Here is a 22,300-nt window from a genome sequence, read left to right on the forward strand (position 1 = left end):
GCGGCCGGCCCGTGTACATCTCTTTTTCCGACCGGGGATCGGCACAAGGAACGGCATCCCCTCCCGGACGCCCCGTCGCGACGCGGGTCTCGTCCGTCGTCATCGCGCTGGGAATCGTCAGCCTGGTCACTGACGTCTCCTCGGAGTCGGTGTCGGCGATCCTTCCGCTGTACATCACGGGAGTGCTGGGCCTGTCGACAGTCGCCTACGGGCTTCTCGACGGGATCTACCAGGGCGTCAGCGCCATCGTGCGCATCGCCGGCGGCTGGGCGGCGGACCGGGGGGACCAGCCGAAGTGGATCGCGTTCTTCGGGTACGGTCTGTCAGTCCTGGCCCGCACCGGACTTCTCTTCGCAACCGGATTCACGTCCCTGGCGGCCGTCATCGCTGTCGATCGCCTCGGTAAGGGCGTCCGGACCGCCCCGCGCGATGCGCTGATTACAGCGTCATCGCTCCCGGAGAACCTCGGTAGGTCTTTCGGAGTGCACCGCATGCTGGACACCGTCGGGGCCGCGGTCGGGCCACTGCTCGCCTTCGCGATCCTGTTCGCCATCCCGGACGGCTACGACACTGTTTTTGTCGTATCGCTCGCCTTCGCGATCGTCGGCGTCTTTGTGCTCGGCCTGGTCGTACCGAACACCCGTCCTTCGGCAGAGCGCGCCGCACCCGGCACCTCCCGGGCGTCGTTCAGGTGGGCTCAGCTGAGGGATCCGCGGCTGCGCCGCCTGCTCCTCACCGCGGGACTGTTGGGCATCGTGACCATCGGTGACGGGTTCATCTACCTGGTCCTGCAGAGCCGGGATGCCTTCGCGGCGGCCTGGTTTCCCCTGCTCTACGTGGGCACCAACGTCGTCTTCCTCCTCCTTGCGATCCCGCTGGGCAAGCTCGCCGACAGGTTCGGCCGCGCCAGGGTCTTCGTTTGCGGCCATCTCGCGCTCCTGGCTGCCTACGCCTCTGCAGCGGTCCCCGTTGCCGGGCTTCCGACGACGATTCTCTGTCTGATAGCCCTCGGTGCGTTCTATGCGTCCACCGACGGCATCCTCGCGGCGCTCGCGGCCCAGTCGACGTCTGAGGCCAGCCGTGCGACAGCCATCGCCTCCGCCCAGACCGTCGTTGCCGCCACCCGGCTGATCGCGTCCACTGGATTCGGTGTGCTCTGGTTCGCGGTGGGCCGCGGCGACGCCATGCTGATCATCGCGGGCGCACTCGCCCTGCTGATCCCGCTGGCCGCTCTCGTCCTGCGCGGCGCGTTCGACCGGACGCAGACGACATGACCGCACGCAAACGCACCATCGCCGCCGTGCTGGTCAGCGCGGTGCTCCTCGGCGGAGCCGGAGGCTACGGCATCGTGGCCTGGGCAGGCTCCCAGGAACGACGGACCGGCGGGAACGCCGTGCAGGCGGTCACCACCGACACGGCGGCGACAGGAGACCGGATCGTGTTCCGCAATACGGCATCCGGCGACGGGTACGGGCTGGTCGCCTTCGTCCCGCTCGCCGATCCCGCCGGTGAGCGCTCGGTGACGGCCCAGGCGTGCGACAGGGTGTATGCAACCACAGTCGTGGAGATGTGCCTCCACATCGACCGCGGGATCGTCACGACGTTCGCGGCCACCCTGCGCGGTGCGGACGCCGCCGAGCTCCGCACCTGGCCGTTACCCGGCATCCCCAGCCGCACTCGGGTATCCGCCAACTCCCGCCTCGTCGCCGTGACAGCGTTCGTGACCGGGGAATCATATGGGACGGTCGCGTTCTCGACTCAGACGACGATTTCCACAATCGACGGCACCGACTACGGCAATCTCGAAGACTTCGCTCTCTTGGTGGACGGTGAGCGCATCACAGCGGCCGACCGCAACATCTGGGGCGTGACCTTCGGCAGCGACGACACCACCTTCTATGCCACGGCGGCCACGGCCGGACGCACCTGGTTGGTGCGGGGCGACCTGACCGCCCGCACCCTGACGGCCATCCGGGAAAGCGCCGAGTGCCCGTCGCTCTCCCCCGACGGTCGTCATATCGCCTACAAGAAGATCGTTACCGGCACTGCGTCGCCGGTCTGGTCCATCGCGGTGCTCGATCTCGAGACGGGGGTGGAGACTCTCCTCCCCGCCCCCGGCAACGTCGACGACCAGGTGGAATGGCTGGATGATTCGACACTGCTCTACGGGCTGGCCCGCACCGACGTCGTCGGTGACAGCGATGTCTGGTCCATCTCCATCGACGGGGCCAGCCAACCTCGCCTTTTCATCCCGCACGCCTGGTCTCCATCGGTGGTGCGCTCATGACTGCCAAACGCGGGCAGAACGCGACACGTCTGGACGACCCCGCGACGGCGCCCCCCACGGTCGATCACGTCCTGATCACCAGGTTCAACCTGCCGACCCCGGGCCCAGAGGGTCGAGTGCGCCAACGCGAGGGATGGCTCACCGGCCGCGCCGACCTCTTCGAGAAATACTGCCTGCCGTCGGTGCGCGCTCAAACCAACCAGAACTTCCGCTGGCTCGTTTACCTCGACCCGGACAGCCCCGAATGGCTCGTCCAACGCCTGGCACCGTTCGTGCGGGACCAGGTCTTCGAGCCGATCTACCGGGCAGAGGTCACCCCGGCCATCATTCTCGACGACATCCGCGCTGGGCGAACCACACCGTCCGCCGACCTGCTGACCACGAATCTCGACAACGACGACGGGCTCGCCGCCGATTTCGTCGACCGCCTACAGCGAATCCCTCCAAGGGGGCCGCGCTCGGCGCTGTACCTCGCGTCGGGACTGATCCTCGGTCCCGACGGGTTGTTCCTCCGCGTCGACAAGCTCAACGCGTTCTGCTCCGTCAGGGAGACCTGGAACGATCCCGTCACCTGTTGGGCGGACTGGCACACGCTGCTCCCTCGGTCCATGCCGAGCGTTGCGGTATCCGGCCCACCGGCGTGGCTGCAGGTCGTGCACGGCAGCAACGTCAGCAACCGGGTTCGCGGCCGGCTCGTCGCGTCGAACGGCTACGCCGCCCTGTTCCCCACCCTGCCCACCGATCTTGACCAGCCGACGCGTACCGACCTGCTCCGCGACCGCCTGTTGAGCGGGCCAGCCAGGCTGCTGCGGGAATCCTCTCGCGCCGCCGTGAAGTCCACCCTGCTATTCCTGGTCGGCAAGCGCGGGGTCGACCGAATCAAGGAGTGGCACAGCGGGACGACGAAATGACACCAGTCCGCCCCGAGCCGCGTCACTTTACCCCCCGATAAGGTCACAGCGGCTCGTCGCTTGCCCGGCTATGGTCACCTCGTGAGGACCTGAGCCTGCCTCAGGTTTGAACACGAGTCCGTGCCGGGCCTTACCCTTCCGGCCGCGGGCTGTATCCGAGCTGAACCTGTACACCCGAAATGCAGGGATGGAACGTGACCACAACCATTATTTGTCGACCCCTCTGTGCGTCCGGCTGCCTCGTAGCCGACCGCTTCCTCGTTCGACGGCGACGCCGATGAACAAGCGTCAGCTCGGCCTGGCAGCGCTCGGCCTCACGGTGCTGGTGGCCAGCGCCGGCGTCGTGGTCGCGCAGCTGCTGCCCCCGACCGACCGGATCCAGAGCGTGGCGGAGTCGACGCCGCCCACCGCGCAACCGACCTCCGAGCGGAGTGTCACCCCGACGCCGGCCGACACCGACGGTGCGACGCCCGCTCCGGTTGAGGAGGAGCCGACGGACACCGGCGCGGACGGCGAGCGCTGGAGCGAAGCCGACGCCGCGCCGCGCACGTCGACCGAAGTGCTCCCTGAGCAGCCTGAGAGCGTCATCCTGCCACCATCGAAGCCCCGGACCACCCTCGTTTCGTTGCCGCTTCCCCCCACCGCCAGCTCGACCGGAACCGTGGTCGGCGGGTTCCCCACGGACGTCATGCCCGGCATCCCGGAGTCGGTTATCGACAACGCGTCCGTCGCGACCGAGGGCGACCGTATGCAGGCCGCGCTGGAGGCCAGGACGTCACTCGGAACCACCGACGTCCTGGCGTTCTACCGGCAGCATTTCGCTCCGCTGGGTCTTCTGGAGTCTCCGACCACCGCCGCCAAACGGTCGACGACGCTGAGCTTCGCGCGAGGCGACGACTCCATCACCCTCGCCGTCACAGCCGTCGCCGGCGGGTCCAGCTACGTGCTCTTCGGCGCATTCACCGCGCAGGACTGACAGGCAGGCCCGTGTACATCTCGTTGTCCGGCCTCTGCACGCCCCTCCCTTCCCTTGTCCATGCCTGGTCTCCCTCGGTGGTGCGAACATGACTCTTGATACAGCCCGAATCGTCCTCGGCGGGTCCGCCGTGGACCTGCTCGAATTCAGCGACTCCATAGAACGGATAACCGAGCACCTCGAGGCGCCTGACATCCCGCCCCTGGCGGTCACGTCGATCAACCTCGACCATGTGCATCACTTCGGGGCGGGTGCCGACTGGTCGGGAACGCTCGACGACGACGGACCGGCGCCGGAGGCGGGGCACAGCCAGCTGACCTGGCTGAACCTCATCGATGGTGCCCCGCTCGCCGCGCAGGCCGGCCGCATCACCGGCCGCGCCTGGCCGCGCCTGGCCGGCAGTGACCTGATCGGACCGATCTTGGCGCTATGCGAAAGCCGCGGCACCCGCATCGGCTTTCTGGGCGGGACGGCCGACACCCACGACCGTCTTCTCGCCGAGCTCGCCGTTCGATACCCAGCGCTGTGCGTTGCCGGTCTCTGGGCTCCCGCTAGGGACGAACTGAACGATTCGGTGCGGTCGGAGGCGATCGCCCGCGAGATCCACGATGCCGCCACCGAGCTCCTGATCGTCGGACTCGGAAAGCCTCGGCAGGAGCTGTGGATCGCAGAACACGGGCTGGCGACGGGCTCCCGCGTGCTGCTGGCCTTCGGCGCCGTCGTCGACTTTCTCGCCGGACGGGTGACCAGGGCTCCGCACTGGATTTCCGCGCACGGACTGGAGTGGGCGTGGCGGCTCGCACTGGAACCCCGGCGCCTGTGCACCCGGTACCTCGTGCAGGGCCCACCTGCCTACCTCGCGGTGCGGCGGCGGGAGTCGATCGCCGCCCCCTGGACACCCTCTCCGGCGGTGATCGGAGTCCACCCCCACGATGGTGCGCCAGAGAACCGATTCGTCGGCTTCGCCGACCCGGACGAGCACGCCGACGTGGCCGTCGTTGTCGTCGCCGACAGCACAGTCAGCGTCCTCCCGCTGCTCGAGGAACTCCGAGCGGAGTGTCAGGACCTCCGACTGCGCTGCATCGTGACCGGCGGGGACCCCGGTCGCACCTCCCGGCCCGAGCTGCTGCTCCAACGGGACGTGATCCTGGTGCCGACGGAACGAAACCGCGGCCATGCGGCTTCGATCAATGCCGCCAGAGCCCACATCGGCAGGGCGGACGCTGTGCTCGTGCTCGACGGCACCGGGGAGGTGGAGCGTGGCGCGCTGCGAACCATGGTCGACCGGATGAACCGCGCCGGCGCCGGCGCGGTGGTACCCCGCTTGCTCACCGGTGATGGCGCCACCCGTCGGCACCTGCCCAAGGAACCCACGGTGAGCCGGGCCCTCCTCAGCGCAACCGTCGAAAAGGACGATTCCGGCTCTGGAGGCCGGTTCAGCTCGGTGTACACCGACGCTGAGAGCTACGAGCATGCGCATCAAGTGCGCTGGGGGTTCGACACCGGGCTCCTGGTGCGCCGGGACGTCGACGACCTCGTCGGCGACAGGGACGAGCGGTTCACCGCCGCCCAGGAGTCGGACTACTTCCGCCGCGTGCGTGAGACGGGGGCGCCGATCTGGTACGAACCTGCCGCGCGTATCAGGTCCGAAGCCAGCCCCGGCGTCCGCACGCCCGCGCTGGCGGCGCTGCTCGCCGCGAACCAGGTCCGCTTCACCCGCCGCTATCGGTCCTTCGGTTACGCGCTCGCCTTCCAGGCTGCCTTGGCCGTGACCGCCGCCCGGCACTGGACCGACCCCGCCCAGCGCACGATCGTGCGCGCCCTGCTGACGGGATCTGTCTGGAGGACGGCGCCGGCCGCTCCCCCAAAGCCGGTCGCGGTCACCACGACAGAGCCCGGCCCGTGGGGCAGGTCCGCCACGCCGGCCGGCACCATCATCATCCCCGCCCACAACGAGCGCGCGACGATCGGACGTACCCTCGCCCTGATCGCCCCGATGGCGGCCCTGAACCAGGCGGAGATCATCGTCGTCTGCAACGGCTGCTCCGACAGCACGGCGTCCGTCGCCCGCCGGTTCCCCGGCGTCGCGGTGTACGACATCGAGACAGCATCCAAGACCGCGGCCCTCAACGTCGGCGACGCCGCCGCCCACGCCTGGCCGCGTCTCTACCTGGACGCAGACGTGGCGATCGAACCCACCACGGTGCGCGCGATCTTCGACTCTCTCGGGACCGGGCGCATCCTGGCCGCACGCCCCGAGTACACCTATGACACCACAGGCGCGTCGGCCCTGGTCAAAAGCTACTACCGCGCGCGGCGAAGGATACCGACCAATCGCGACGCCGTCTGGGGCGCCGGTGCCTATGCCGTGAACGCGTCAGGGCACGGCAGATTCGACCGCTTCCCCGACGTCACGGCCGACGACTCGTACGTCGACAGCCTCTTCCGCTCCGACGAGAAGGTCGTCGTACCGACCGGCTCTCCCGTGCGGGTCTTCACACCCCGGACCGTCGCCAGCCTCGTCGCCGTTCTCGCCCGCCAGTATCGGGGGGTCTCGGAATTGGGGACCGAGTCCACGACCGCCGGAAGCATCAGGTCCCTCGTCGCATCCGTGCGCGGCCCGGCGAGCGCGGCCGACGTGGTCTGCTACGGGCTGCTCACGGTGCTCGGCCGGCTCAGGGCCCACCGTGTCGTCAGCCGAGGCCGGGCGGGCTGGGAACGCGACTTGTCCAGCCGAGCACTCCCTCCGGACCTCGCGGCGTGACCCTGACGACTTCGGCCAATCACCCCCTCTTTGGGGTCCGACGGTCTGCCTCGACCGGGATACTGTCTGCTCCGACGGGGACCCTGGTCCCGTCGATTGCATCATGGGTCTGGCTCGTAAAACCTGCCACATCCGATCCGAACCAAGGGGGTGAACGCGTGTACTCATCACGTCGACCCTGCCCGTTCCTGCCATGACCGCGTTGACGCCCGACCGGTCGCCGTCGCCCGCCCCCGGGCGCGACACCTTCGTCAGCGCTGACCAGCCGGCCGATGTCGCGGTCATCATCGTCACCTACAACAGCGAGGCAGACGTCGGGCCGCTCCTCGCCAGTCTGAGAGAGGCCACGCCGTCGGTTCGGATGTGCGTCGTCGTCGTCGACAACGATTCGACCGATGGCACCCTCGGTGTGCTTGCCGAGCACGCCGACATCACCGTGCGCTCCAGCGGCGGCAATCGCGGCTACGCCGGCGGAATCAACGTGGCGTTGAGGCTTGTCGGCCGTGCACGCAGCATTCTGGTGCTCAACCCGGACCTGGTGGTTCGACCGGGCAGTGTGCGCGAGATGCTCAACTGCTTGGAATCAACCGGCGCCGGCGTCGTCGTTCCCCGCCTGGTGGATTCCCTCGGCGTCCTCCAGGCGTCGCTCCGCCGCGAACCGACGGTGCTGCGGTCGTTCGGCGAAGCGCTGTTCGGCTCTCGGGCCCGGCGGAGGCCGGGCTGGCTCTCCGAGACCGTCTACGACCAGGAAAGCTACCGGCGCGCGCACGTCGTGGAGTGGGCCACCGGAGCCGCCCTGCTGATCGACCGGGCGCTCGCCGAGCGCCTCGGTGATTGGGATGAGCGGTACTTTCTCTATTCAGAGGAAACCGACTACTTCCGCCGCGCCCGGAACGCCGGCGCAACGGTGTGGTACGACCCGGCAGCGACCGTCGCTCACCGCCAGGGCGGCTCAGGTGTGTCCGCCGGGCAATCCGCGTTGATGTCCGTGAACCGGGTGCGCTACGCCGAACGGCACGGCACCCCCGCCGCCGCCGCGCTCGTGCACGTTGCGGTCACGCTCCATGCGGCCCTCCGGGCCCACCGGGCGGCCGATCGCTACGCCCTGGCCGTGCTGCTGGATCGTCGCCGGTGGAGGACCCTTCCTCATGCGACGAACACCGCCGCCTCTCCGATCGGGATGGGCGAATGACCGCCGCCGGCTTGCTGCGAGTTCTCCTGCGGCGCTGGTATGTCGTCGTGGCCGTTTTCGCCGTCCTGGGCGTCACGTTCGTCACCCTCGACGAGGCCGGCGGCGCTTACGTCTCGCAAACGAAGGTGGTCTTCGTGGTTCCCGATGCCGCAGCCGTCGGCGTCTTCGACGACCGACAGCGGGACACCCTGTTGGAATTCGTCGGGGCCATCGAGCAGGAGATCAACGACGGAAAGCTGCCCGACCGTCTCTCGCCGGACGCCCCACTCTTCGGTGCGGGAGTCTCCGAGGGGTATCAGGTCGTCATACCCAACACCGGCGGACAGTGGGAGTACAGCTTCCCCGACCCGGTGTTGTCGGTACGGGTCGCCGGTCAGGATCCCGACAGGGTAAGAGTGACCCTCAACACTCTCCTCGACCGGATCGACGTTCTCACCGCCGACCGGCAGAGCACCCTGGACCCCCGGGATGCCATCAGCACTGAGCGGGTCCCGGCCGAGGCCACGGTCAGTCACGTCGGCGGATCCCGCAGAACACAGGCCAGGGCCCTGCTCGTACTCGGGCTGGTCGGGCTCGGCGTGGCCGCGACCGCGGCAACGCTCGTCGACCGGCTCGCCGGCCGGACTCCCAGACCCCGCCGCCAGGACGGGTCGGCCGGCCAAACCCTGCCGCCCACTATTTCACCGGGCACAACCGCCCAGCAAACGGAGCGTGTGACATGACACTGAAGAACTTCCTGCGAGGCCTCGGACGGCGCTGGTACGTCGTGCTGATCGGTCTGGTACTCACCGGCGTCGCTGCCGGCGTCGTGTATTCCGAGGTGCAACCCACCTACCAACGCAACGCGACCCTGCTCCTCATGCCCGCGGCCTCGAGCGTTCCCGAAGGAGAGAACCCCTACCTGTTCCTCGGCGGCCTCGGCCAAGCCAGTGACGTGTTGGTGAACACGATGGCCTCGCAGACCGTGCGTGAGTCGTTGTTGGATGGGCATCCGGCCGCGGACGCCACCGTCCAGCGCATCGCGACCAGCAGCGGTCCGCTCCTTTCCGTCACCGCCACCGGCAGCACCAACAGTGAGGTTGCCCTGGTGCTCGACCGCGCCCTCTCCGGCGTGCAGACAAACCTCAGCTCCCTGCAGACCCGAGCCGACGTTCCGGAGGTTGAGCGCATCACCGCGATGCCTCTCACCACAGACGAAACCAGTACGGTGATCCAGAAGAGCCGGCTGGAAGCCGTCGCCGCAACAGCTGCCGCCGGCTTCGCTCTCACCCTGCTCCTGGCCGGGTTGGTGGACGGGCTGCTGCTGTCCAGGGACAGGAGACGCCGGTTGGATCCGCCCGTTGCCGATTCCGCCGGCACGCCGGATGACGTTGAGCTCGAAGACGGCCGGGCAACCGAGGACTTCGACGACGACCTCGGCGCACCCCAGGGTCCGAGGCACCCGGACCTGTCCCGTTCCGGCGACCGCCGGGTGCTCGCCGGCGTCCCGGACGGCTTTGACGACAGCACGATCCCCGTCAAGCACGGCGCAGACGCACGCGCTCCCGAGCACGCCGAATGAGCAGGCCGGCGCCCGCGGCGACCCGCGCCGCCGCGACGGAGCGAGGTCCCCATCGGGGGATCGACGGACTGACTGTTCTCACCGTGTACGTGGTTCTGCTGTTCGCGGTTCCGTCCGGACTCACGATCACGGCCCTGGGGTCGGCGGGACGGCCCGCAACGCTCTGGGCCCTCGGCGCGGGACTCTGGTGGTGCTGGCATCAGCTGCAGCGTCAGTCCCCTCTGCCACCGGGCCCGCGACGCGTATCCGCGGCGTTGTTCGCCCTCCTCGCGGTGGCGGGCTTCAGCTACGCCTGTGCCATGCTTCGCGGGCTGCCCACCGACGAGGTCAGCCCGGCCGACAACGGGCTCCTGCGACTGCTGGCGTGGGCCGGGATCCTGCTCGTCGGCATCGACGGTCTCCCCAGCGTCGGCGAACTACGGGTCCTGCTGCGCAGGCTCGCGTGGGCGGGCGGCGCGATGGCGACCCTGGGCATCCTTCAGTTTCTGACGGGCAACCTTCTCCTGGAGTTCTGGCACTTCGTGCCGTTCACGATGTGGGAGGGCCCCACCTCGGACGCACTCGACCAGCGAGCCGGCTTCATCCGCGCGTCGGGAACGGCGATCCATCCGCTTGAGTACGGAGTCGTCCTGGCCATGGCTTTTCCGATCGCCCTCGCCCTGGCCGTCGAGAATCGCTCGGCGCATCGGCTGATCCCCTGGCTGCCTGTCGCCATGATCACTGTCGCGTCACTGCTCTCGGTCTCCCGGTCAACCCTGATCGGCCTCGCCGTGGGACTGATCATCATGCTGCCGACCCTCTCCCGCAGCGTCCGGATGCTCATTGTCACGGTGGGCGGCGCCCTGACCGTCGCGATCGGGGTGCTCGTCCCCGGGATGATCGGAACGATCCGCGGTCTGTTCACCGGACTGGGGTCGGACCCGAGCACCGCATCGCGAACGACCAGCTACGACATCGCCATCGACTACATGAGCCGGTTCCCTGTCGTCGGCAAGGGATTCGGCACCTTCATCGCGAAATATCACATCTTCGACAACCAGTACCTGCTCCTGGCGATCGAGTTGGGAATCCTGGGCGTCATCGCCTTCCTCATCCTGGTCGTCGCCGGCATCGTCAGTGCGGCGCAGGCCCGCCGCACGGCCACCGACAGCCTGGACCGGCAGCTGGCCCAGGCCCTCGTCGCGGCGCTCGTCGCGGGCAGTCTGCTGATGGCCTTCTTCGACGGTTTCGCGTTCTCGATGTCTGCGGGGATGCTCTTCCTCGTCCTCGGCCTGGCTGGGGGTGCGCGGCACCTGCTCGCTGCAGGGCCTCCCGTGCCCGGTCAGCCGGTGGCGACCCGATAGGACAGCTGGACTCCTCCGGGCAGTCGGCGGTTCAGCCCGCGGACACCCGCTACTCGCTGCCCGCCCCTGCCGTGAGGGGCACCCGGTAGATGTGGTAGCTGAATTCCTCGGCGAAGGCGTCGGTGAATCGTCCCTTGCCGTCGACCGCCAGGCTGCGATCTTCTCCCAGCACCTCGACGTTCTTGCCTTCGACCCCGGGCGGCAGGGTGAGAGTGCGCTCCCCCGGGCCGGCAGAGCCGTCGACCATCGCGAAGATGTAGGCCGACCCTGCATAGGTTTTGAGCATGGTGTCGAGCTTCGGACCGAAGGTGTACTCGTAGGACTGGGTGTTGAGCACCGGGGCGAGTGAGTGAATTTGAGCGTTCACCGACTTCACTGCGGCGACCTGAGCATTGCCACAAAAGCCCGGGCTGACCTGAGATTGGCGGAAAACGTTGCTGCTTTGGCACGTTCCACTGAGGCTCTGATTGAAATAGGCAATCCCTCGGGCTTCGTTGATGATCGAGTTCATCACCGCCCCCGTGAGCTGCCCCGGGGTGAGGTAGGACCTCGGCGCAGCATCCGGCGGACCGCCGTTCAGGTTCTCCACCCATTGCCAGAGTGGTTGCAGTTTTCCGTCTGCGGCGTCCTGGGCGCGGAGGGAGTTCATAGTGGCGCCGTAGCTCGACGCGGTGCGACAGGTCGCCTGCGCGACCGGGGTCAGATACACATCCCGATACGGGGTCTGGTCGCAGAAGGGGATGCTGTACCAGTACATGTCCACCGACACCACATCGGTGTATCCGTTCACGTACTGGCGCGCTGCCTCCTGCGGGAGGTCACTTGCGATCACCATCTGGGTGAAGTTCGCGTAGCGGAAGCGCCCGTCGTCGGGGAGGGCGTCGACCAACCCCTGGAGGTGCTTGTGGCCGTCTGCTGGGGTGAATCGGCCGTCGACCTCATCGTCAAGGAATTGGCCCACCCAATTGCCGCTGTCGGCGGTGAAGCCGTCGTTGAGCTTTCCGCCGATCCAGAACACACCGTTGTCGGCAAAGAGCCGGTACGGCGTGCCATCCCACATGCCGCTGTACGTGTTGATGCCGAGTGACTTGTCGTAGGCGACCTCGTCATCGGTGCTGAAGTTGCCGAACCAGGAGACGATAGGGAAAAACGTCGGGTCGTCCCAACCGGCCGCGTCGGCCTTGCTGAACTGTTTCCAGTAGGCCGGCCCTCCTTCCCAGGGAATCCGCGGAAGGGCCAGCGAGGTCCCGGTGTCGCTCGGGGGCACCGAGATCGGGTCGGGCGCAGCCGGGGTCGGGGTGGAGGACGATTCGGCCGGGGCCGAGGGACTAGCGGCCCGCGGGTGGTCTTCCGGCACCGTTTCACCCGGGGCGGCGGGGCGGAACCTGACGTCGACGTAATAGTTGGTGTCCTCGAACGACGCGGTCGGGAAGCCTCCGGACCCGTAGCGGAAGACGCCGCCGCCGGCCGGAACCGACAGCGCGCCGTTGGTATGCGGGTCGGCTAGCGCGCCGGCATCCGAGGCGTAGTGACCCCGTGGCGCGAAGTAGGAGGCGACATAGCTGTGGCCGCGGTGAACCGGCACCGGTTCGGCGAAGGTGGCTTCCTGCCATCCGCTGGAGGATTCTCGGGTGAATTCCACCCGAGTCAGCGGGTTCCCGTCACCGTCCCACAGAGTGCCCAGGTGTGGTCCGGAGTTGCCTGTGCCCTTGTAAAACCGGAGACCGGTCACCCAGCCATCCCGGGTGCTGGTGAAGCGGACGCCCACTTCCACCGACGCATCGTCCGATGCTGCGGCCACAGTGGGGGTCGGTGAACCGAAGATGTTGGCCTCTGCCCGTGCCTGTCCTGCGACGCCGGCCACCATCGACAGTGCGGCCACAACGACCACGACGCCCGCTGCGACGATCACCGCCCACCGCCGGCGGCTCGCCGTGATGACGGTGGTCTGTTCCGATGGCATGTGCTGCTCCCTCGCGATGGCCGAACTGCCGGGTGCTCAGGTGAGCGCGCCGGATGCTGCGGGTCGTGATCGTGGCGTCGCGGGGACACCTGAGCTGCCCGCGGGGAGGACGAGGTCCAGGAGCCGCCCCGCCCGGACGTCCCAGCTGTGGGATGCCGCAAATTCGATCCGGCGTCGGCGGTCGGTCTCAGCCTCCGCGCCGCGTGCCGGATCGGAAACGATTCGCTGCACGTGCTCAGCGAAGTGCCGCGGATCAGTCCCGACGCTGATCAGGTCGGTGTTCAACCACTGGACTGCCGGCAGATCGGTCGACACCACCGGCAGCCCGTTGGCCAGGTATTCCAGGGTTTTCAAGGGAAAGCTAGCTCGGTTGAATGACGTGATGCGATACGGAGTCAGGCCGACCACCGCCCCCACGAGGTGACCGGGTAGTTCCGCAAACGGAACCTCCCCGAGCCAGGTCACCGTCTCTGCGGCGAGAAACGCGTCGAGGCGGACCGTGATCTGAGGATCACGCTCAGTACGCGGTCCGACGACCAGGATCGGCACCCCGGTCGCCAGCACCGCTTCGAGCACGTCGAAGTCCAATCGCTCATTGAGTTGTCCGACCAGGGCGGCAGCGGCTTCCGGGTCCCCGCGGTCGGGTTGACGCCGGCCGGCAGACACAACAGGTTCGCAGCCGTTGGGCAGGACCTCGACCGTGCGGTCGACGGCGAGACCGCTGACTGTTGCGGCGAGCTCCGGGGTGACCGCGGCGACGACGTCCGCCCGGGACACATTCCTTCGGAGGATCCGGGAAATACCAGACTGGGGCAGATCCAGCAGGGCAGCGCCGGCCACCCAGTCGTCGGTGAGGTAGAGCAGCCGACTACCCCGTACCCGTCTCGGGAACCGTGCCCGGGGAGTCGCCACCACGACAGCGGTCACGTCGGCGTTGAGCTTCTTGACCGCCCAGCGGACTGCCCAGGCGCCCAGGGCACCCGCGATGGAGAGCATTGCCCGCTTCGACGCGAACGGCACGGTGACGCTGCGCAGCCGAACGATGTTCGGGCCCTCGGAGACAAGCTGAGGCAACGGCCAGCGGTAGTTGCGGCGCAATGTCCTGTGCACCGCCACCGGAGGGTCAACCCAGAGGACCGGGATGCGTCGGGCCAGCGCCGCCGTGAGACGCCGGTCGGTTCCCGGAACGGCATCCCATTCGGCGCCGGCGATGTAGACGAGGTACGGCAGTGTCACGAGCCCGCTCCCGTCGTCACCGGCAGGCTTCCGGGCCGGACACTCGCCGGACGGGCGTTGAAGTCGTCGGTCTGCTCGGTTCCGATCAACCGGCGCACACGTTTCCCCGCGTAGTACCGGGCGTACCGGGTCAGGGCCGCAGCATCGTGCCGGACCTGCTGCCCGCGCGTGACCCGCAGCTGGAGTGCTGCGCGATAGATGGCCAGCTGGGTCACGGCTGCGGCCTCCACCGAGAACCGCCCGTGCACGGTTGCCAGGCCGAACGCGCCGACTTCCGCTCGAAGACCGGCGTCCTCGAGCAGTTGCCGGAGGATGCCCTCCAACCGGGCCGGACCCGTTTCGGCCGATTCTCCCACCCCGTACCACCCGGCCCAGAGGAATTCCGGCAGGGTATCCGGGGTGAGAAGCTCCCAGTATCCGCCCTCCCCCTGCACCACCAGCGGTTTCGCGAAGGCGAGCGCTTTCAACGCAGACCCGCCCATGCCGAGCATCACATCGGCTGACTCGTAGACGGGCCGGGGATCGGTCACCTCGCCCAGCAGGACCACGGTGCCGGCACCCGAGTCCGCGTTGACGTGCGCGGCACGGGCGACCACCTCCTCGCGGGCGGGCCCGTCCCCGGCGATGACGAGCCGAATGGCCGCGTGCCGGGCCAGGGCTCCGACGGTGTCGATCGCCGTGAGGATTCCCTCCAGCTTCAGCTGATGGGCGAACCTGGTCACCATGCCAACCGTGAACCGACCGTCGTCGCCGGCTCCGAAGACCCCGGCGGGCACCGCACCCGGATGATTCTCCGTCAGGTCGACCGGCGGCTCCAGCAGGCTGACCGAGGAGCGACCGAAGGCACGCTCGGCGGCGGCGATCGCCTCGGTCCCGACCGCGAGTGGCATGCTCTTCGGAAGGAACGGTGCGACAGCCATCGACATCACGGTGGACACCGCGACGGCGGATGGCTGCAGCCGGCTGGCGAGGACGCACTCCAGCGCCGGTGGCCACTCGTAGCCGTGCAGCACATCGATCTTCCGTTCCACCACGAGGTCGGCGAGCGCACGGGCCACCCGGGGTGACGGGCGCCGGCCCGGTCGTGGAGCCGCGATGAATTCGAGACCCAGATCGGCGACTCGCTGCACAAGCGCACCCGGGGTGCCGAAGACAATAACCCGGTGACCACGGCGCTGCAGCGCGGCCGCAATCTCAATCGCGTTGAGCTGGCTCCCGCCGATCCCGAGGTCGTGCGGGTAGACGAGCACCCCGAGCGTCATGCGCGCCCCCCGGTCATGCGCCGGGCCAGCCAGCTGGACGGCCAGGCGAGGCCGGCCAGAACCCGGCCGAAGGTTCGGGAACGGCGAAGCGACGGCGGCACAAGCGGGAGAAGCAGCGGTGCGGTCAGCACCAGGTAGAGGATGCCGCCGGCCAACCCTCCGAGCAAAAACTTCGCCGGAGCCGCTGACACCAGCATCGCCACGGCCCACGCTGTCCCTCCGGCCGCGGTGCCGGCACACACCGGCCAGGCAATCGCCCGAACCATCACACCGAACGGTCGAGGGATCGTTCGTCGCAGCATCAGGAGATACAACGGGAGGATGACTCCCGCGCTCACCAGAATGTGGGCCAGTCCCACGCCCACCAGACCGCCGTATCGGACACCGACCGCCATGGCGGGCAGGAGCACCGCGAGAGCGGCGACCTGCACGAGGAGCAGACCGCCGGTGCGGCCGGTGGAGATGATGATGTTCGCCAGGAGGAGGCCCAACACGAAGATGACCCCGTAAACGGCGAGGACGACGAGGGCCGGTGCGGCTCCCGTCCACTGGGTTCCATAGATGGTGGTGAGCAACGGCTCGGCGAGTGCGAGGGTGAGTGCGCCGATCGCGCAGGCCACCAGGGCGACAGTTCGGCAGGCCTGAAGCAGGGCGCCGCGAAGGTCCCCGCCTTCATGACGCACTCGGGAGAACGCGGGTTGAACGATGCCGTTCAGAACGGATCCGATCACGGCGGTAGACCAGGCGGCGATGGTGAACGCCAGAGAGTAGAGCCCGGTGGCTTCAACGCCCAGGGTGCGGCCGACGAAGACGTAATCCACATTGAGCAACGCCTGGCTGAGCAGGTTGGCCAGTGCGAGCGGCAGTCCGAAGCGAATCAGCATTCCGATCTGATCCCGCCGAAATCCCGGCCAGTAGCGTTTTTTCACCTTCATGGTGAGGATCACCCCGGTGACCAGCTGCGCCGCGACCCGCGACCAGGCGAACGCCAACGCCCCATCACCGGCGAGTGCCACCAATAAGAGGACCGCGCTGCTCGGAACGAACGCGATCGCTGCCGCTCGAAAGATCACATCCTGCCGGAAGTCGCGTTGGATCAGCGCCCCCGGCACCACGAACGGCCCGATGAGTGCCACCGAGAGCGCCATCACCCGAAGCGGCCCTGCCGCATCCGGGGAGCCGAGGGCAGCAGCGAGAGGGTCGGCGAAAACGGCCATCGCGGTGCCCAGCACGAGGCTCGTGATGATCGAGACCGTGGCGATCGTCGGCGCGATGCGGTCGGGGTCGAGGTCGTTACGGAGCAGCGCCGAAGAGATGCCGAGTTCGGCGAGGCTGACGACGACCCCCTGCACGACCATGGCCAGGGCGAACACCCCGAACGCCTCCGGGGCCACGATCCGGGCGACGACCGCCATGATCGCGATGTTGGCGAAGCGCAGGAACAGGGTGCTGCCGGCCGACCAGAGCGCCCCCCTACGCACCTGATCGCCGAGGACCGAGCCGGGTGAGGCGTCGGTCACAGGCATGATTGCAGGGTGTCGACCACCCGATCCTGCTGCTCGTCGGTGAGGCCGGGGTAGATCGGCAGCGAGAGGATCTCCCCGCTCAGGCGTTCGGCGACGGGGAACGTGCCCTGCCCCCTGGCCACGTCAGCGAAGGCGGGGAGCTGATGCACCGGGACCGGGTAATGGATGCCCACGCCGATACCCGCGTCGCTCATGTCCTGATACGTCCGGTTCCGTTCCGGCACCCGCACCACGAATTGGTGGAACACGTGCTCGTTCCCTGGCGCGGTTCGGGGGGTGACCACTCCGGGAGCCCCGTCGAGCAGGGCGGTGTACCGGGCGGCAAGGCGTCGGCGTTCGGCGTTCCACCCGTCGAGCAGGGCGAGCTTGGCGGAAAGCACCACGGCCTGCAGGGTGTCGAGCCGGGAGTTGGTCCCCACGCTGAGGTGCTCGTACTTGCGCACTCCGCCGTGGTTACTGAGCGCACGCACCTCGGCGGCGATCGCGTCGGAGGATGTGATCACGGCACCTGCGTCACCGTAGGCGCCGAGGTTCTTGCCGGGGTAAAAGCTGGTGCCGGCCACGTCCCCCAGGGACCCGGCGCGCCGACCATGGGACCGCGCCCCCTGGGCCTGCGCCGCGTCTTCGACCAGGACGACGTCGGGGCCGACCAGCAGACGGAGTTCGTCGACCGGCGCGGCTTGACCGTAAAGGTGCACGGCGATGACCGCTCGGGTCTGGGCGGTCATCCGCTCGCCCACACTCACGGGGTCGAGGAGGAAATTCTCGTCGCAGTCGGCGAAGACCACCCGCGCACCGGCGCGCAGAACGGCTTCGGCGCTCGCCACGAAGGTGTTGGCGGGAACGATGACCTCGTCGCCTGCGCCGATGCCGCTGGCGCGCAGTGCGAGCTCGAGCGCGTCGGTGCCGTTACCGACACCGATCACGTGCCGGCTGGTGCAGTAGGCCGCGTATTCCCCTTCGAACCGGGCGACGTCGGGGCCCTGGATGAAGGAACTCGCCGCGATGACCCGGTCGAAGCCCTGCCGAACCACGTCGGCGATCTGCTGATGCTGCCCGGCCAGGTCGAGCATCGGGACTCGTTCGGTGGTCTTCACACTGCGCTCCTCTGATAGACGGACCGGGCGGGGACACCGGCCCAGGTTTCTCCGGCCGGCACGTCGGCGATGACAGCGGCGCCCATCCCGACGATCGCTCCGGCTCCGACGACGACGCCCTGCCGAACGGTGGCGTTCATGCCGAGGTAGGCACCCTCGTGCACTGTGACTCCCCCGGCGAGGGAGACTCCGGCAGTGAGAGTGGCAAAGTCACCGACGACCACGTCGTGCGTGAGGGTTGCCTGCGGCATGACCACGACATGACGGCCGACTCTGACGTCGGCAGTGAGCACGGTGTGCGCAAGCAGCACACTGCCCCGGCCGACGGTGCAGGAGGCGGGGACACGTGCCGAGGCGTCGATGACCGTGACATACCGCTCCGGTTGCACCTCCAGGGCGGCCAGCCGGTCAGCCACCCGGCGTCGCCCGGCGCCGGAGCCGACGCAGATCAGCAGCCCGGTCCGGTGCCTCGCAGCGAGTTCCAATCCGCCGATCACGTCGATTCCAGCCACGCGGCTGCCGTGCAGCTCCTCATCGTCGTCGAGAATTGCCACCCAGCGGAATTCACGCTGTTCCGCCGAGACGACCTCTCTCGCCAGGCCGCTGGCGGCGAGCAGGATGACGTCCCTCATGCGGCGCCCCGGCGACGGGTGGACGAGACCTGCACCACGGCATCGATCACACGGTCCTGTTCAGCATCCGCCAGCTCGTGATAGAGCGGCAGGATCAGCGTGTTGTCGTTCAGGCGCTCGGTGACCGGAAGCGGAACGTTGTGCTCGACCCAATCCCGGTAGGCCGGTTGGCGGTGTGCCGCCATGATGCCGCGGCGGGCCGAGATGTCCGCATGCGCCAGCGCCTCGACGAGGCCCTCTCGATCCGTGGGAAAATCCGGGAGCACTTCGACCCAGTAGGACTGGAAGTTCGAGGTTCCCCACTCCGGGTCGCTGACCACGCGCAGACCCGGCACTGCGGCCAGGGCGATGCTGTACCGCTCCGCCAGCTCCCGTCGCTTGCGCACGACTTCCGGCAAGCGTCCGAGTTGCACGATCCCGATCGCGGCCTGAAGGTCGGTCATCCGGTAGTTGAATCCGATCTCCCGGTATTCCTCGGCCGGCGAAAGCACACTTGCCTGGCGGCTGGCGGCCGAGAGGCTCATCGAGTGCTCCCGAAGCTGCCGGGCGCGGGTCGCCCACGCCGTTGTCGACGTGGTCAGCATCCCGCCCTCGCCGGTGGTGAGGAGCTTGCGCGGGTGGAAGGACCACGCGGCGATGTCAGCCCCGGCACCGACCGGGCGCCCCCGGTAGGTGGACCCGGCGCCGCAGGCCGCATCTTCGATGACGAAGATCCCGCGCAGTTCGCACACTGCACGGATCGCGGCGAGGTCAACCGGGATCCCGCCCTGGTCCACCACGATCACCGCTCGTGTGCGATCGGTGATGACCGCGGACACGGTCTCCGCGGTGAGGTTGCCCGTCGCCAGGTCCACGTCGGCGAAGACCGGGCGGGCGCCGACGTACGTAGGCGCGTTGGCGGTCGCGATGAACGAGAAGGAGGGGACGATCACCTCGTCCCCGGCCTGGACGCCCGCAACGACGAGTGCCAGGTGCAGGGCCGTGGTGCAGTTCGACGTCGCCACGGCGTGCTCGGCGCCCATGGCCGTCGCGAATTCCTCCTCGAACCGGGCCACCCGGGGTCCCTGCGCGACCCAGCCGGATTCGATCACTTCGGTGACCGCCTGGATCTCGTCGGCGCCGATCCACGGCTTCATGACATTGATGCGGCTCATGAGGTCACCAGCGTTCGGCCGGCGGCGATTTCCTCGCGGAGGGGTGCCCACCAGGCGACGAGTTCCCGGAGCCCCTGATCGAGCCCGACCCGGGCTTCGAACCCGAGATCCCGCCGGGCTGCGGAGACATCAGCAAGTCGGCGCGCCACTCCGTTAACTGCCCGGTCGGGGCCGTGCTCAACCGGCAACGTCGAATCCATCGCTCGCAGGAGGTGCTCAGCCAGTTCGAGCAGGCGCGTCTCCACCCCGCTGGCGATGTTGTACACGCCGTCACGGCTGTCACTGGTCGCAGCGAGCAGGTTCGCCCTGGCGATGTCGGCGGTGAACACGAAGTCCATGGTTTGGCGGCCGTCCCCGAAGATCAGCGGTGCTTTCCCGTCGATGATGCGCTCCATCCACCGCACCAGGACTTCGGTATAGAGGCCGTGCACGTCCATCCTCGGACCGTAGACGTTGAAGTACCGCAGCGCCACGAAGTCGAGGCCGCGCATGGCTCTGAAGCTGCGCAGCATGCCCTCATTGAACGACTTCGCCGCACCGTAGAAGGTGTCGTTGTTGTGGTGGTGGTGGCGCTCCGAGGTGGGGAAGTGCTCCGCGAGTCCGTACACCGAAGCGCTGGACGCGGTAATGAGCTTCTCGATGCCCCGGTCGGCCGCCGCCTCGAAGACGTTGAAGGTGCCGTCGACGAGCACCTCGAGGGCCAGGCGCGGATCTTCGGCGCATTGAGTGATCCTGAGTGCTGCCTCGTGGAAGACCAGGTCCTTGCCCGCGACGATGTCATGGACCAGGTCACGGTCACGTAGGTCGCCCTCCACCAGAGTCACCCGGCCAGACGCCAGGGCCCCGGCGAGGTTGTCGCGCCGGCCCCTGACCAGGTTGTCGAGCACGTCAATGTGCGCCGCACCGGCATCAAGGAGCTGGTCGACGATAGCCGATCCGATGGTGCCGGCGCCGCCGGTGACAAGGACAGTCGCTCCGACCAGGGCGCTCATGACGCCTCACCGATCAGGCTCAGGTCATCGGCACTGGCACGGATGTCGGCAACGGGTGCGAGTTCGGCCGCCGCCAGGCTCCTGGTCGCCGCCTCCAGCACCGCCAGTACCCGCAGTCCCGACTCCCCGTCGGTCCTGGCGGGACGTTTCTCCCGGATGCTGCGGGCGAACTCCGTCGCCATCGCACCGAGGGCCTCGTGTTCGGGGAGGGCGGGCGACCACGTGTCACCCAACCGATAGGAGATCGTCGACTCCCGACGCGCCTCCCCGCCGACGGCCTGCAGCGACAGGTCGACGCCGCGGTCGTAGACGCTGACCCGTTGTTGCGGGTTCAAGTCGTCCCAGACCAGGGTTCGTTTGGTGCCGCCGATGATCATCTGGCGAATCTTGGTGGGGCTGAGCCAGTTCACGTGCACGTGGGCCATCGCCCCGTTCGCCAACGGCAGCGCGAGGTATCCCACGCACGCCTTACCCGCCCCCAGCGGATCAGCGCCGTGGGCCGACACCGACAGCGGCCGCAGCCCGCCGGGAAGCACGAAGTCGATGATAGACAGGTCGTGAGGGGCGAGGTCCCAGAAAACGTCGACGTCGGGCTGGATCAGGCCGAGGTTCACGCGCACCGAATCGATGAACAGGATGTCGCCGAGCGCTCCCTCCGCGACAAGCTCCCGGATCTTCAGTACGGCGGGCGTGTAGCAGTAGGTGTGGTCGGCCATGAGGACCAGTCCCCTGTCGGCGGCCACTCGAACCATGTCCCGGCCCTTGACCCCGGTGTCGGCGAGAGGTTTCTCCACCATCACGTGCTTGCCTGCGCTCAGGGCGGCCCTGGCGATGCCGTGGTGGGTGGAGGCCGGCGTGGCAATAGCCACGGCGTCGATGTCATCGGATTCCAGCAGGTCCTTGAGCGATGTCACCACGCGGGCGCCGCCGACACCGTCGGCGACCCGTTGGGCGCGGTCCCTGTCGAGGTCACAGATCGCGACCAGGTCCCATTCCGGGTTAGCTCGGAAGTTGCGGGCGAGGTTCGGCCCCCAGTATCCGGCGCCGACGACGGCGATTCGAAGTTTCGTGTTCACTGATACCCCCAGGGTGTTGTGGGCGTTCAGGACCGCTCGGGTGACGGGCCTGTCATGCGAGGCTTCACCGCGGGTTCGGTGAAACCGAATTCTCTAGCCGGATCGTGTGAAAACCACGTCGACGAAGTAGTTCTCCGCCTGCCAGCTGTTGGTCGGGAAGCCGCCGGCGGGTCCGTAGAGGTACCGGCCGTTGGACGTCGTGCCGGCGGTCAGCGGACCGACGGTGCGCGGGGTGGCGAAGTAGTTCGGCGTCGCGGAGTACCGGCCGTTGGGTGCGAAGTAGGACACCACGTAGGTCTGGCCGGCGGTCAAGACCACGGGTGTCGCC

General features: G+C 68.3%; 19 protein-coding genes. 9 read left to right on the forward strand and 10 right to left on the reverse strand.

Features of this window, described 5'->3' with window-relative positions:
• The first annotated feature begins 11 nt into the window (after window positions 1-11).
• The 9 genes from E3O60_RS06915 (at window position 12) to E3O60_RS06955 (ending at window position 11,034) form a co-directional block, all read left to right on the forward strand.
• A complete protein-coding gene (locus E3O60_RS06915) occupies window positions 12-1,274 on the forward strand; it encodes an MFS transporter (RefSeq protein WP_134497591.1) in 1,263 nt (420 codons plus the stop codon).
• Window positions 1,271-2,287, forward strand: coding sequence for a hypothetical protein (locus E3O60_RS06920; protein ID WP_134497593.1), 1,017 nt, complete (start codon window positions 1,271-1,273; stop codon window positions 2,285-2,287). The genes E3O60_RS06915 and E3O60_RS06920 overlap by 4 nt, the downstream gene beginning before the upstream one ends.
• Window positions 2,284-3,198 carry a glycosyltransferase gene (locus E3O60_RS06925; protein ID WP_134497595.1) on the forward strand — a complete coding sequence of 305 codons (915 nt, stop codon included), beginning with the start codon at window positions 2,284-2,286 and terminating at the stop codon, window positions 3,196-3,198. The genes E3O60_RS06920 and E3O60_RS06925 overlap by 4 nt, the downstream gene beginning before the upstream one ends.
• A gap of 277 nt (window positions 3,199-3,475) precedes the next feature.
• Window positions 3,476-4,174 carry a hypothetical protein gene (locus tag E3O60_RS06930; protein WP_134497597.1) on the forward strand — a complete coding sequence of 233 codons (699 nt, stop codon included), beginning with the start codon at window positions 3,476-3,478 and terminating at the stop codon, window positions 4,172-4,174.
• 88 nt (window positions 4,175-4,262) lie between these two features.
• Window positions 4,263-6,938, forward strand: coding sequence for a WecB/TagA/CpsF family glycosyltransferase (locus E3O60_RS06935; RefSeq protein ID WP_088457333.1), 2,676 nt, complete (start codon window positions 4,263-4,265; stop codon window positions 6,936-6,938).
• 193 nt (window positions 6,939-7,131) lie between these two features.
• Window positions 7,132-8,130 carry a glycosyltransferase family 2 protein gene (locus E3O60_RS06940; RefSeq protein ID WP_088457334.1) on the forward strand — a complete coding sequence of 333 codons (999 nt, stop codon included), beginning with the start codon at window positions 7,132-7,134 and terminating at the stop codon, window positions 8,128-8,130.
• Window positions 8,127-8,852: a hypothetical protein gene (locus E3O60_RS06945; protein ID WP_134407793.1), complete on the forward strand. Its 726-nt coding sequence runs from the start codon at window positions 8,127-8,129 to the stop codon at window positions 8,850-8,852. The genes E3O60_RS06940 and E3O60_RS06945 overlap by 4 nt, the downstream gene beginning before the upstream one ends.
• Window positions 8,849-9,691: a hypothetical protein gene (locus E3O60_RS06950; protein ID WP_088457336.1), complete on the forward strand. Its 843-nt coding sequence runs from the start codon at window positions 8,849-8,851 to the stop codon at window positions 9,689-9,691. The genes E3O60_RS06945 and E3O60_RS06950 overlap by 4 nt, the downstream gene beginning before the upstream one ends.
• Window positions 9,688-11,034 (forward strand): O-antigen ligase, encoded by a 1,347-nt coding sequence (locus E3O60_RS06955; RefSeq protein ID WP_088457337.1) that lies wholly within the window; start codon window positions 9,688-9,690, stop codon window positions 11,032-11,034. The genes E3O60_RS06950 and E3O60_RS06955 overlap by 4 nt, the downstream gene beginning before the upstream one ends.
• 49 nt (window positions 11,035-11,083) lie before the next feature.
• Here the strand turns inward: E3O60_RS06955 and E3O60_RS06960 are convergent, their stop codons facing one another.
• The 10 genes from E3O60_RS06960 to E3O60_RS07005 form a co-directional block, all read right to left on the reverse strand.
• Window positions 11,084-12,997 (reverse strand): DUF4082 domain-containing protein, encoded by a 1,914-nt coding sequence (locus E3O60_RS06960; protein ID WP_134497599.1) that lies wholly within the window; start codon window positions 12,995-12,997, stop codon window positions 11,084-11,086.
• Window positions 12,998-13,033: 36 nt separating this feature from the next.
• Window positions 13,034-14,233 (reverse strand): glycosyltransferase, encoded by a 1,200-nt coding sequence (locus E3O60_RS06965; RefSeq protein WP_088457339.1) that lies wholly within the window; start codon window positions 14,231-14,233, stop codon window positions 13,034-13,036.
• A complete protein-coding gene (locus E3O60_RS06970) occupies window positions 14,230-15,495 on the reverse strand; it encodes a glycosyltransferase (RefSeq protein WP_134497601.1) in 1,266 nt (421 codons plus the stop codon). Before E3O60_RS06970 ends, E3O60_RS06965 begins: the two co-directional genes overlap by 4 nt.
• Window positions 15,492-17,021 (reverse strand): lipopolysaccharide biosynthesis protein, encoded by a 1,530-nt coding sequence (locus E3O60_RS06975; RefSeq protein WP_088457341.1) that lies wholly within the window; start codon window positions 17,019-17,021, stop codon window positions 15,492-15,494. Before E3O60_RS06975 ends, E3O60_RS06970 begins: the two co-directional genes overlap by 4 nt.
• Window positions 17,012-18,094, reverse strand: coding sequence for a DegT/DnrJ/EryC1/StrS aminotransferase family protein (locus tag E3O60_RS06980; RefSeq protein WP_134497607.1), 1,083 nt, complete (start codon window positions 18,092-18,094; stop codon window positions 17,012-17,014). The genes E3O60_RS06975 and E3O60_RS06980 overlap by 10 nt, the downstream gene beginning before the upstream one ends.
• A 20-nt stretch (window positions 18,095-18,114) precedes the next feature.
• Window positions 18,115-18,750 (reverse strand): acetyltransferase, encoded by a 636-nt coding sequence (locus E3O60_RS06985; RefSeq protein WP_088457342.1) that lies wholly within the window; start codon window positions 18,748-18,750, stop codon window positions 18,115-18,117.
• Window positions 18,747-19,904: a DegT/DnrJ/EryC1/StrS aminotransferase family protein gene (locus E3O60_RS06990; protein WP_088457343.1), complete on the reverse strand. Its 1,158-nt coding sequence runs from the start codon at window positions 19,902-19,904 to the stop codon at window positions 18,747-18,749. Before E3O60_RS06990 ends, E3O60_RS06985 begins: the two co-directional genes overlap by 4 nt.
• Window positions 19,901-20,896 (reverse strand): NAD-dependent epimerase/dehydratase family protein, encoded by a 996-nt coding sequence (locus E3O60_RS06995; protein WP_134497603.1) that lies wholly within the window; start codon window positions 20,894-20,896, stop codon window positions 19,901-19,903. The genes E3O60_RS06990 and E3O60_RS06995 overlap by 4 nt, the downstream gene beginning before the upstream one ends.
• Window positions 20,893-21,972, reverse strand: coding sequence for a Gfo/Idh/MocA family protein (locus tag E3O60_RS07000; protein ID WP_088457345.1), 1,080 nt, complete (start codon window positions 21,970-21,972; stop codon window positions 20,893-20,895). Before E3O60_RS07000 ends, E3O60_RS06995 begins: the two co-directional genes overlap by 4 nt.
• Before the next feature lie 93 nt (window positions 21,973-22,065).
• A partial coding sequence (locus tag E3O60_RS07005) for a DUF4082 domain-containing protein (RefSeq protein ID WP_134407788.1) occupies window positions 22,066-22,300 on the reverse strand: 235 nt, incomplete at its 5' end.

Source organism: Cryobacterium sp. TMB1-7, from assembly GCF_004402435.1.
In the GTDB taxonomy this organism is placed as follows: domain Bacteria; phylum Actinomycetota; class Actinomycetes; order Actinomycetales; family Microbacteriaceae; genus Cryobacterium; species Cryobacterium zongtaii.

What these genes read in the sequence shown, in the direction of transcription:
- E3O60_RS06920 (WP_134497593.1), top strand. Translation starts at nt 1,271, where the DNA reads ATGACCGCACGCAAACGCACCATCGCCGCCGTGCTGGTCAGCGCGGTG.
- E3O60_RS06925 (WP_134497595.1), top strand. Translation starts at nt 2,284, where the DNA reads ATGACTGCCAAACGCGGGCAGAACGCGACACGTCTGGACGACCCCGCG.
- E3O60_RS06930 (WP_134497597.1), top strand. Translation starts at nt 3,476, where the DNA reads ATGAACAAGCGTCAGCTCGGCCTGGCAGCGCTCGGCCTCACGGTGCTG.
- E3O60_RS06935 (WP_088457333.1), top strand. Translation starts at nt 4,263, where the DNA reads ATGACTCTTGATACAGCCCGAATCGTCCTCGGCGGGTCCGCCGTGGAC.
- E3O60_RS06940 (WP_088457334.1), top strand. Translation starts at nt 7,132, where the DNA reads ATGACCGCGTTGACGCCCGACCGGTCGCCGTCGCCCGCCCCCGGGCGC.
- E3O60_RS06945 (WP_134407793.1), top strand. Translation starts at nt 8,127, where the DNA reads ATGACCGCCGCCGGCTTGCTGCGAGTTCTCCTGCGGCGCTGGTATGTC.
- E3O60_RS06950 (WP_088457336.1), top strand. Translation starts at nt 8,849, where the DNA reads ATGACACTGAAGAACTTCCTGCGAGGCCTCGGACGGCGCTGGTACGTC.
- E3O60_RS06955 (WP_088457337.1), top strand. Translation starts at nt 9,688, where the DNA reads ATGAGCAGGCCGGCGCCCGCGGCGACCCGCGCCGCCGCGACGGAGCGA.
- E3O60_RS06960 (WP_134497599.1), bottom strand. Translation starts at nt 12,997, where the DNA reads ATGCCATCGGAACAGACCACCGTCATCACGGCGAGCCGCCGGCGGTGG.
- E3O60_RS06970 (WP_134497601.1), bottom strand. Translation starts at nt 15,495, where the DNA reads ATGACGCTCGGGGTGCTCGTCTACCCGCACGACCTCGGGATCGGCGGG.
- E3O60_RS06975 (WP_088457341.1), bottom strand. Translation starts at nt 17,021, where the DNA reads ATGCCTGTGACCGACGCCTCACCCGGCTCGGTCCTCGGCGATCAGGTG.
- E3O60_RS06980 (WP_134497607.1), bottom strand. Translation starts at nt 18,094, where the DNA reads ATGCTCGACCTGGCCGGGCAGCATCAGCAGATCGCCGACGTGGTTCGG.
- E3O60_RS06985 (WP_088457342.1), bottom strand. Translation starts at nt 18,750, where the DNA reads ATGAGGGACGTCATCCTGCTCGCCGCCAGCGGCCTGGCGAGAGAGGTC.
- E3O60_RS06990 (WP_088457343.1), bottom strand. Translation starts at nt 19,904, where the DNA reads ATGAGCCGCATCAATGTCATGAAGCCGTGGATCGGCGCCGACGAGATC.
- E3O60_RS06995 (WP_134497603.1), bottom strand. Translation starts at nt 20,896, where the DNA reads ATGAGCGCCCTGGTCGGAGCGACTGTCCTTGTCACCGGCGGCGCCGGC.